Below are 10,846 nucleotides of genomic sequence, written 5' to 3' on the forward strand. Positions count from 1 at the left end.
ACCTGTGAACGAGTCCCGGAAGGATGGCTATGTCGGCGCCAGACGAGCAGGTCATCGAGGCACTGCGTGCCTCGCTGAAGGAGAACGCCCGGCTTCAGCAGGAGAACAGCACACTCGTCGCGGCCGCCGCGGAGCCCGTCGCGATCGTCTCCATGGCCTGCCGCTACGCCGGTGGCATCCGCGGCCCGGAGGACTTCTGGCGCGTGGTGTCCGAAGGCGCCGACGTCTACGGCGCCTTCCCCGACGACCGGGGCTGGGACGTCGAGGGCCTCTACCACCCGGACCCCGACCACCCCGGGACGACGTACGTGCGGCAGGGCGCCTTCCTGCACGACGCGGCGCGCTTCGACGCCGGGTTCTTCGGCATCTCCCCGCGCGAGGCCCTCGCGATGGACCCGCAGCAGCGGCAGCTCCTCGAAGTGTCCTGGGAGACCTTCGAACGCGCCGGGATCGACCCGCACGCGATGCGCGGCGGCGACGTCGGCGTGTTCGCGGGGATCGTGCACCAGGACTACGCCCCCGACCTCAGCGGCTTCGAGGGGTTCCTCAGCCTGGAGCGCGCCCTCGGCACCGCGGGCGGCGTCGCCTCCGGGCGCGTCGCGTACACCCTGGGGCTCGAAGGTCCCGCGGTGACCGTCGACACCATGTGCTCCTCGTCCCTCGTGGCGATCCACCTCGCCGCGCAGGCGCTGCGCCGGGGCGAGTGCGCGATGGCCCTCGCGGGCGGCTCGACGGTGATGGCGACGCCGGGCGGATTCGTCGGCTTCGCACGGCAGCGGGCGCTCGCCCTCGACGGCCGCTGCAAGTCCTACGCCGCGGGCGCCGACGGCTCCGGCTGGGCCGAAGGCGTGGGCGTGGTGCTCCTGGAGCGCCTCTCGGCGGCCCGTGAGCACGGCCACCAGGTCCTCGCCGTCATCCGTGGCAGCGCGGTCAACCAGGACGGCGCCTCCAACGGCCTGACGGCACCCAACGGCCCCGCGCAGCAACGCGTGATCCGCAAGGCCCTCGACACGGCGGGACTCACCCCCGCGGACGTGGACGCGGTGGAGGGCCACGGCACGGGCACGGTCCTCGGCGACCCGATCGAGGCCCAGGCCCTGATGGCCACGTACGGGCAGGGCCGGGACCCGCGGCGGCCGCTGCTGCTCGGCTCGGTGAAGTCCGTCATCGGACACACGCAGGCGGCGTCCGGCGTGGCCGGTGTGATCAAGATGGTCCAGGCGCTGCGGCACGGCGTGCTCCCGGCGACCCTCCACGTGGACGCGCCGACGCCGCAGGTCGACTGGTCGGCGGGCGCGATCGAGCTCCTGACCGGGGCGAGGGACTGGCCGCGCGAGGGGCGTCCGCGCCGGGCCGGGATCTCCGCGTTCGGCGCCAGCGGCACGAACGCCCATCTGATCCTGGAGGAAGCCCCCGCCGAGGAGGAGCGGCCCGCCCCCGAGCCGTCGGGCGTGGTGCCGCTGGTGGTCTCGGCGGCCACCACGGCCTCGCTCGCGGCCCAGGCCGAACGCCTCGCCGCGCATCTGGAGCCGGGCGCCGGCGCGGCGCCGCTCACGGCGGTCGCGGGGACGCTCGCGGCGGGTCGGGCCGTCCTCGGTGAGCGTGCGGTGGTCGTGGCGGGCTCGGGCGAGGAGGCGCTGACCGGGCTGCGGGCCCTCGCGCGCGGGGAGCACGCGGCCGGTGTGGTGACGGGGACGGGTACGCCGGGCAAGGTGGTGTGGGTGTTCCCGGGGCAGGGGTCGCAGTGGGTGGGGATGGGCCGTGAACTCCTCGATACCTCTGCGGTGTTCGCGGAGCGGGTGGGGGAGTGTGCTGCTGCTCTTGAGCGGTGGGTGGAGTGGTCGCTCGTCGATGTCCTACGGGGTGACGCTGATCCCGAGTTTCTTGAGCGGGTGGATGTGGTGCAGCCCGCGAGTTTCGCGGTGATGGTGGGTTTGGCTGCGGTGTGGGAGTCCGTCGGCGTGGAGCCGGACGCGGTGCTCGGCCACTCGCAGGGGGAGATCGCGGCGGCCTGCGTGGCGGGGGCGCTGTCTCTCGACGACGCGGCCCGTGTGGTGGCCCTGCGCAGTCAGGCCATCGCGGCGCGGCTCGCCGGGCGGGGCGGCATGGCGTCCGTCGCGCTGAGCGAGGAGGACGCGGCCGCACGCCTGGCACCCTGGGCGGACCGCGTCGAGGTCGCCGCCGTCAACGGGCCCTCGTCCGTGGTGGTCGCGGGCGACGCCGAAGCCCTGGACGAGGCGCTGGAGGCACTGGACGACCAGGGCGTGCGCATCCGGCGGATCGCGGTGGACTACGCCTCGCACACCCGGCACGTGGAGGACGTCCGCGACACCCTGGCCGAGGTGCTCGCCGGGATCCGCGCCCAGGCGCCCACGGTGCCGTTCCGCTCGACCGTCACCGGCGGCTGGGTGGCGGACGCCGGAGTCCTCGACGGTGCGTACTGGTACCGCAATCTGCGCGAGCGCGTGCGGTTCGGCCCGGCCGTCGCCGAACTGCTCGGCCAGGGCCACGGGGTGTTCGTGGAGGTCAGCGCCCACCCGGTGCTCGTCCAGGCCATCACCGAGACCGTCGACGCCACCGACGCCGATGTGGTGGTCACCGGATCCCTGCGGCGCGAGGACGGCGGCCCGCGGCGCCTCCTCACGTCGATGGCCGAGCTGTTCGTCCGCGGAACCACGCTGGACTGGACCGCGACGCTGCCCGCCGGGGCCGCGTCCCGGCGCGTGGACCTGCCGACGTACGCCTTCGACCACCAGCACTACTGGCTCCGGATGGCCGACGCCGCCACGGACTCCGCGTCGCTCGGCCTCACCGGGGCCGACCATCCGCTGCTGGGCGCGGTCGTGCCGCTGCCCCAGTCCGACGGCCTGGTCTTCACCTCACGCCTCTCCCTTCGCACCCATCCGTGGCTCGCCGACCACGCCATCGGCGGTGTGGTCCTCGTCCCCGGCACGGTGTACGTCGACCTGGCGGTGCGCGCCGGGGACGAGTTCGGCCACGGCCTCCTGGAGGAACTCGTCATCGAGGCACCGCTGGTGCTGCCCGACACCGGCGGCGTACGGGTCCAGGTCGCGGTCAGCGGCCCTGGCACGACCGGCGCGCGGACCGTGGACGTGTACTCCCAGCGTGAGGACGCCGAACCCGACGGCGGCGCCGACGCGTGGACGCGGCACGCCACCGGCCTCCTGGCGGCCCCGCCGACGGCGCAAGCGACGGGCCGGGACGTCGACTTCACGGCCTGGCCGCCGCCCGGCGCGGAACCGGTCCCGGTGACGGACTTCTACGCCGACCTGGTCGAGCGCGGCTACGCGTACGGGCCCGCCTTCCAGGGCCTGCGCGCGGTGTGGCGGCGCGGCGACGAGGTCTTCGCCGAGGCCGCCCTGCCCGAGGAGCAGCGGGACGAAGCGGGCAGGTTCGGCATCCACCCGGCGCTCCTCGACGCCGCCCTGCACACGAACGCCTTCGCCCGCCCGGACGACGACCGCAAGGTGCTGCCGTTCGCGTGGAACGGGCTGCTGCTGCACGCCGTGGGTGCCTCCGCGCTCCGCGTGCGGGTCGCGCCGTGCGGCCCGGACGCCCTGTCCTTCCACGCCGCCGACGACACCGGCGGGATGGTCCTCACGATGGACTCGCTGGTGTCCCTGCCCGTCTCCGCCGACCAGCTGGACACCGCGGCGGCGGACGGAACCCGCGACGCGCTGTTCGGAGTGGAGTGGACCGAACTGCCCCCGGCCCAGGGGGACGCACCGCCCTGGGCGCCGGTGGCCACGGCCGCCGACGTGACGGCCCTGACCGCAAGCACGGCCACCCCGCCGATGGCCGTCCTGGAGGCCTTCGGCGCTGACGGCGACGACGCCGTACTCGCCCTGACCTCCCGCGTGCTGGGAGCGGTGCAGGCGTGGCTGGCCGGGGCGGGCTCCCCGGAGTCGCGCCTGGTGGTCGTCACCCGGGGTGCGGTGCCCGCGGGCACGGGTGTGGTGAGCGATCCGGCGGGAGCGGCGGTGTGGGGCCTGGTGCGCGCGGCGCAGGCGGAGAACCCGGACCGGATCGTCCTGCTGGACACCGACCCCACGGCGGGCGGCCCCCTGGACGCGGTGCTGGGAGCGGTGCTTGAGGCCGGTGAGCCCCAGGTCGCGGTGCGTGGAATGAGGTACTCCGCGCCCAGGCTCGCCCGTGTCACCGGTGAGGTGTCGGATGTGCCGAACAAGTTCGGCTCTGGAAAGAGCGTTCTACTCACTGGTGGAACTGGTTCTCTGGGTGGCCTGGTGGCTCGTCATCTGGTGGCCCGGCACGGTGTACGGCATCTGCTTCTTGCCAGCCGCCGGGGCGCGGAGGCCGAGGGTGCGGCGGAGTTGGTGGCGGAACTCGTCGGGCAGGGTGCGACGGTGTCGGTCGTGGCGTGCGACGTGTCCGACCGCGAGCAGGTGCGGGCGTTGCTGGCGTCCGTACCGGACGAACACCCGCTGGGCGCGGTCGTGCACACCGCGGGCGTGCTGGACGACGGGGTGATCGGCGCGCTGACGCCGGAGCGCCTCGCGGGGGTGTTCGCGCCGAAGGTGGACGCGGTGCGGCACCTCGACGAGCTGACCCGGGGCCTCGACCTCGACGCGTTCGTGGTGTTCTCGTCCGCCGCCGCGCTCATGGGGTCGGCGGGCCAGGGAAACTACGCGGCGGCCAACGCCTTCCTCGACGGGCTGATGGCCCAGCGGCGGGCGGCGGGTCTGCCCGGGCTCTCCCTCGCCTGGGGCCTGTGGGAGCAGGCCGCGGGCCTGACCGCACACCTCAGCAGCGTCGACCAGGCGCGGATGAGCCGCGGCGGCGTCCTGGCGCTGACTCCAGCCGAGGGCCTGGGCATCCTCGACGCGGGCCTGCACATGGGCCAGGCGCTCCTCGTGCCGATCAAACTGGACCTGCGCACGCTGCGGACCCAGGCGGCGGCGGGCGGCGCGGTGCCGCATCTGCTGCGCGGCCTCGTCCGCACGGGCCGGCGCGTGGCACGGGCGGCGGCCGGGGACAGCGGCGGCCTGGCCCGCCGCCTCGCCGGGCTGCCCCAGGCCGAGCAGGAGGCGCTCCTGCTGTCCGTCGTGCAGGGCGAGGCGGGCGGCGTACTCGGCTTCAGCGGCCCCGAACTGACACAAGGGACAAGGGGGTTCGGCGACATCGGCTTCGACTCCCTGACCGCGGTCGAGCTACGGAACCGGCTCAGTGCCGCGACCGGAGTGAGGCTGCCCGCCACCCTCGTCTTCGACTACCCGACCCCCGTGGCGCTCGCCCGCTACCTGCGCGAGGAGCTGGCCGAGACGGCGGACGGCGCCGCTGTCCCGTCCGTGTCGTCCGTGGCCGTGGATCGGGACGAGCCGATCGCGATCGTCGGCATGGCGTGCCGTCTGCCCGGTGGGGTGGCGGACCCTGAAGGCTTGTGGCGGCTGGTGCGGGAGGGCCGCGAGGGCATGGCACCGTTCCCGGAGGACCGTGGCTGGGACCTGGAGGGGTTGTTCGACGCGGATCCCGACAACGCCGGTACGTCGTACGCCAGTCAGGGCGGCTTCCTCCAGGGCGCGGGCCTCTTCGACCCAGGGTTCTTCGGCATCTCCCCGCGCGAGGCGCTGGCCATGGACCCGCAGCAGCGGCTGCTCCTGGAAGCCTCCTGGGAGGCCCTGGAGCGGGCGGGCATCGACCCGACCACGGCACGTGGCGGCGACATCGGCGTCTTCTCCGGCGTCTCCATCCACGACTATCTGGAATCCCTCAGCAACATGCCCGCCGAACTCGAAGGCTTCGTCACCACCGCCACAGCGGGCAGTGTCGCCTCGGGCCGGGTGTCCTACGCCTTCGGTTTCGAGGGCCCGGCGGTCACGGTGGACACCGCCTGCTCCTCGTCCCTGGTCGCCATGCACCTGGCGGCGCAGGCGCTGCGGCAGGGCGAGTGCTCGATGGCACTCGCCGGTGGCGTGGCCGTGATGGGGTCCCCGATCGGCGTCCTCGGCATGTCGCGGCAGCGCGGCCTGGCCGCCGACGGCCGATGCAAGGCGTACGCGGACGGCGCGGACGGCACGGTGCTGTCGGAAGGCGTCGGCCTGGTGGTCCTTGAGCGCCTGTCGGTGGCCCGCGAGCGCGGCCACCGGGTGCTCGCGGTGATCCGGGGCAGCGCGGTCAACCAGGACGGCGCCTCCAACGGCCTCACCGCCCCGAACGGCCCCTCCCAACAGCGCGTGATCCGCAAGGCCCTGGCCCACGCGGGCCTCGCCCCCTCCGAGGTGGACGTGGTGGAGGGCCACGGCACCGGCACCACCCTGGGCGACCCGATCGAGACCCAGGCGCTCCTGTCGACGTACGGGCAGGGCCGGGATCCCGAACGGCCGCTGTGGCTGGGCTCGTTGAAGTCGAACATCGGGCATGCGCAGGCCGCCGCGGGCGTGGCCAGCGTGATCAAGATGGTCGAGGCGCTGCGCCACGGCGTCCTGCCGCCCACGCTGCACGCGCAGGAGCCCACCCGCCAGGTGGACTGGTCGGCGGGCGCCATCGAGCTGCTGACCGAGGCCCGGGAGTGGCCGCGCGCCGGCCGTCCGCGCCGGGTCGGGGTCTCCTCGTTCGGCATCAGCGGCACGAACGCCCATCTGATCCTGGAGGAGGCGCCCGAGGAGCCGGTCGCGGAGGAGCCGGTGCCGGTGGGCGTGGTGCCGTTGGTGGTGTCGGCGCGCGGCGCGGCTTCCCTGGCGGGTCAGGCCGGTCGCCTCGCGGCGTACGTGGAGTCGGACACCGACGGGGTGTCCTTGGCAGGTGTGGCCGGAGCCCTGGTCTCCGGCCGCGCCGTCCTCGACGAGCGTGCGGTGGTGGTGGCGGGCACGGACGACGAGGCCCTCGCCGGACTGTACGCGCTGGCCCGGGGCGAGGACGCGTCCGGTGTGGTGACCGGCAGGGCCACGGGGTCCGGTGTGCCGGGCAAGGTGGTGTGGGTGTTCCCGGGGCAGGGGTCGCAGTGGGCGGGTATGGGACGTGAACTCCTGGATTCCTCTGTGGTGTTCGCGGAGCGGGTGGGGGAGTGTGCTGCCGCCCTGGAGCGGTGGGTGGATTGGTCGCTTGTCGATGTCCTACGGGGTGAGGTGGAGCCCGGTCTGCTGGAGCGGGTGGATGTGGTGCAGCCCGCGAGTTTCGCGGTGATGGTGGGTTTGGCTGCGGTGTGGGAGTCCGTCGGGGTTCGGCCGGATGCGGTGCTTGGTCACTCGCAGGGGGAGATCGCGGCGGCGTGTGTGGCGGGGGCGTTGTCTCTCGACGACGCGGCCCGTGTGGTGGCGTTGCGCAGTCAGGCCATCGCCACGGGGCTGGCCGGGCGCGGTGGGATGGCCTCGGTGGCGCTGAGCGAGGCAGAGGTCACCGCACGCCTTGGGCCCTGGGCGGGTCGGGTGGAGGTCGCGGCTGTCAACGGGCCCTCGTCCGTGGTGATCGCGGGCGATGCCCAGGCTTTGGACGAGGTGCTGGAGGTCCTGTCCGGCGATGGTGTTCGTACGCGCCGGGTGGCGGTGGACTATGCCTCGCACACTCGTCACGTCGAGGACATCCAGGCCGCCCTTGCCGGAGCGCTGGTGGGGGTGGACGCGAAGGCCCCGGAGGTGCCGTTCTACTCCACCGTGACCGGCGGCTGGATCGAGGAGGCCGGAGTCCTGGACGCCGGGTACTGGTACCGCAACCTGCGCGGTCAGGTGCGGTTCGGCCCGGCTGTGACCGACCTGCTGGGTCAGGGGCACGGGGTGTTCGTGGAGGTGAGTGCTCACCCGGTCCTCGTGCAGCCGGTGACCGATGCCGTGGACGCGGGCGATGTGGACGCGGTGGTGACCGGGTCACTGCGCAGGGACGAAGGCGGTCTGCGGCGGCTCCTCGCCTCGATGGCCGAGCTGTTCGTGCGGGGCGTGGCCGTCGACTGGTCGGCCGTGCTGCCCATGACGGGTTCGGCGCGCGTGGACCTGCCGACGTACGCCTTCGACCACCAGCACTACTGGCTCACACCGGCCGCGCGGGCGACCGACGCGGTGTCGCTGGGGCAGGCGGCGGCGGATCATCCGCTCCTGGGCGCGGTGGTGCGGCTTCCGCAGTCCGACGGCCTGGTGTTCACGTCGCGGCTTTCGCTGCGGTCGCACCCGTGGCTGGGCGATCACGTGCTCGGCGGTGCGGTGCTCCTGCCGACGACGGCTCTGGTGGAGCTGGCGGTGCGGGCCGGGGACGAGGCCGGGTGCGGGGTCCTCGAAGAGCTGGAGATCGAGGCCCCGCTGGTGGTGCCCGAGCGCGGCGGTGTCCGGGTGCAGGTCGCGGTGGGAGCCCCGGAGGAGGACGGCTCGCGGGCCGTGGAGGTGTACTCCCAGGGCGAGGACGAGACGTGGACGCGGCACGCGGCCGGGGCCCTGTCGGCCGACGGTCCGGCCGGTGGCGGCGGCCCCCGCTTCGACTTCACGGCCTGGCCGCCGTCCGGAGCCGAGCCGCTCGGGACCGGGGAGTTCTACGCCGACCTGGCCGAGCGGGGCTACGCGTACGGCCCGGTGTTCCAGGGTGTGCGGGCGGTGTGGCGACGCGGCGACGAGGTGTTCGCCGAGGTCACGCTGCCCGAGGAGCAGCACAAGGGCGCGGGGGACTTCGGTATCCATCCCGCTCTCTTCGACGCGGCCCTGCACGCCGGGGTGTTCGCCGACCCCGGCGATGGAGGCCCCGGAGACCTCCAGGCGCCGCGGCAGCCGCTCGACTGGCACGGCCTGGTGCTGCACGCCGCGGGCGCCTCGGCGCTACGCGTGCGGCTCGTGTCCGGCGGGCCCGACACCGTGTCGCTGGAGGCGGCGGACGAAACGGGTGGCCTGGTGGTGACGGCGGACTCGTTGACGTGGCGGGAGATGTCCGTCGACGAGGGGGAGACGGCGGACACGGTGGTCGCCGACTCGCTCTTCGGCGTGGAGTGGACGGAGCTGCCCCCGGCGCGGGGAGCGGGTGCGTCGCTGTCGTGGATGCCGGTGACCGCCGCCGACGAGGTGGCGACGCTGACGGAGGAAGTGGCGTCGGGCGCGGCAGTCCCGACAGCGGCGGTCCTTGAAGCCTTCGGCGGTGACGGCGAGGGCGCGGTACTCGCCCTGTCCGCCCGGGTGCTGGAAGTAGTGCGGGCCTGGCTGGCCGGGGCCGGTGTCGAGGACGCGCGGCTCGTGGTCGTGACCCGGGGCGCGATGCCCGCGGGCGAGGGCGCGGTGACGGACCCGGCGGGAGCCGCCGTCTGGGGCCTGGTGCGGGCCGCGCAGGCCGAGCACCCGGACCGGATCGTCCTGCTCGACCTCGACCCGGGCTCCGGCGACGGCGACGGAACGGGACCCGTACTGGACACGGTGCTGGGAGCGGTCCTCGCCACCGGGGAGCCCCAGATCGCGGTGCGCGGAGGGGCCTTCGCCGCTCCCCGGCTCGTCCGGCAACCCGCGCAAGGGGCGGAGGGCGAGGCGCTGTTCAGGCCGGGCGGCACCGTCCTCGTCACCGGCGGCACCGGGGCGCTCGGCGGCCTGGCGGCCCGGCACCTGGTCACCCGGTACGGCGTACGGCATCTGCTGCTTGCCAGCCGTCGGGGTCCGGACGCCGAGGGCGCGGCGGAGCTGGTGGCCGGGCTCGCCGAGCTGGGCGCGGTGGCGTCGGTGGTGGCGTGTGACGTGTCCGACCGCGACCAGGTGAAGGCCCTGCTCACGGGCGTACCGGACGGGCACCCGCTCACCGGCGTCGTGCACACCGCGGGCGTACTGGACGCGGGTGTCATCGAGGCGCTGACGCCGGAGCGCCTTGAGCGGGTGTTCGCGCCGAAGGTGGACGCGGTGCGGCACCTGGACGGGCTGACGCGTGAACTGGGCCTGGAGTTGGACGCGTTCGTCGTCTACTCGTCCGTGTCGGGTGTCTTCATGGGCGCGGGCAGCGGCAGCTACGCCGCCGCGAACGCCTTCCTCGACGGGCTGATGGCCCAGCGGCGGGCGGCAGGCCTGCCCGGCCTGTCCCTGGCCTGGGGCCTGTGGGAGCAGACCACCGGCATGGCCGCCCACACCGACGACCTCACCCGCAACCGGATGAACCGCCGGGGCGGCCTGCGAGCGATGACGCTGACGGAGGGCATGGAACTGTTCGACGCGGCCATGGGCTCCGGGCAGGCCCTGCTGGTTCCCGCCAGGCTCGACCTGCAGGGCGTACGCGCCGACGCGGCCGCCGGTGGCGCGGTGCCGCACCTGCTGCGCGGCCTCGTCCGCCCCGGGCGGCAACTGGCGCGGGCGGCGGGCGGCGGTGACGCGCGGCGCCGCCTGACCGACCGGCTCACCGGGCTCGCGGCGGCGGAGCGGGAAGCCCTGCTCCTGGACCTCGTCCGGGGCCGGGCGGCGGCCGTGCTCGGGCACGCCGGGCCGTCGGACGTGCGCGCCGACCTGGCGTTCAACGAGGCCGGGTTCGACTCGCTCACGGCGGTGGAGCTGCGCAACCGGCTGCGCGAGGCGACCGGCCTGAAACTGCCCGCCACCCTGGTCTTCGACTATCCGAACCCGCTCGCCCTGGCCCGCCATCTGCACCGCGCCCTGCTCCCGGACGGCGACGCGGGGGGTGCCGCGAGCGGACAGGAGCCGGACGAGGCACGGCTGCGGCACGCACTCGCCTCCGTCCCGCTGGCCCGCTTCCGGGCGGCCGGACTCCTGGACGCCCTGGTCGAGCTCGCCGCCGCGGGCGACGGCGGACCGGGCACGGGCACGACCGACGGGGCCGACGGGGCCGACGGGGCCGAGGGGGCCGACGGCGAGCGGGCGATCGCCGAGCTGGACGTCGACGACCTCGTGCACCTGGCGCTCGGCGACTGAGA

General features: G+C 74.7%; 1 protein-coding gene. It reads left to right on the forward strand.

Features of this window, described 5'->3' with window-relative positions; genetic code table 11:
- The first annotated feature begins 29 nt into the window (after nucleotides 1-29).
- Nucleotides 30-10,844: a type I polyketide synthase gene (locus C9F11_RS49715; RefSeq protein WP_138963135.1), complete on the forward strand. Its 10,815-nt coding sequence runs from the start codon at nucleotides 30-32 to the stop codon at nucleotides 10,842-10,844.
- Nucleotides 10,845-10,846 lie beyond the last annotated feature (2 nt).

The organism is Streptomyces sp. YIM 121038 (assembly GCF_006088715.1).
Classification (GTDB): domain Bacteria; phylum Actinomycetota; class Actinomycetes; order Streptomycetales; family Streptomycetaceae; genus Streptomyces.

Bases quoted from the DNA above. Each gene is read 5' to 3' on its own strand.
- C9F11_RS49715 (WP_138963135.1), top strand. From the start codon at position 30: ATGTCGGCGCCAGACGAGCAGGTCATCGAGGCACTGCGTGCCTCGCTG.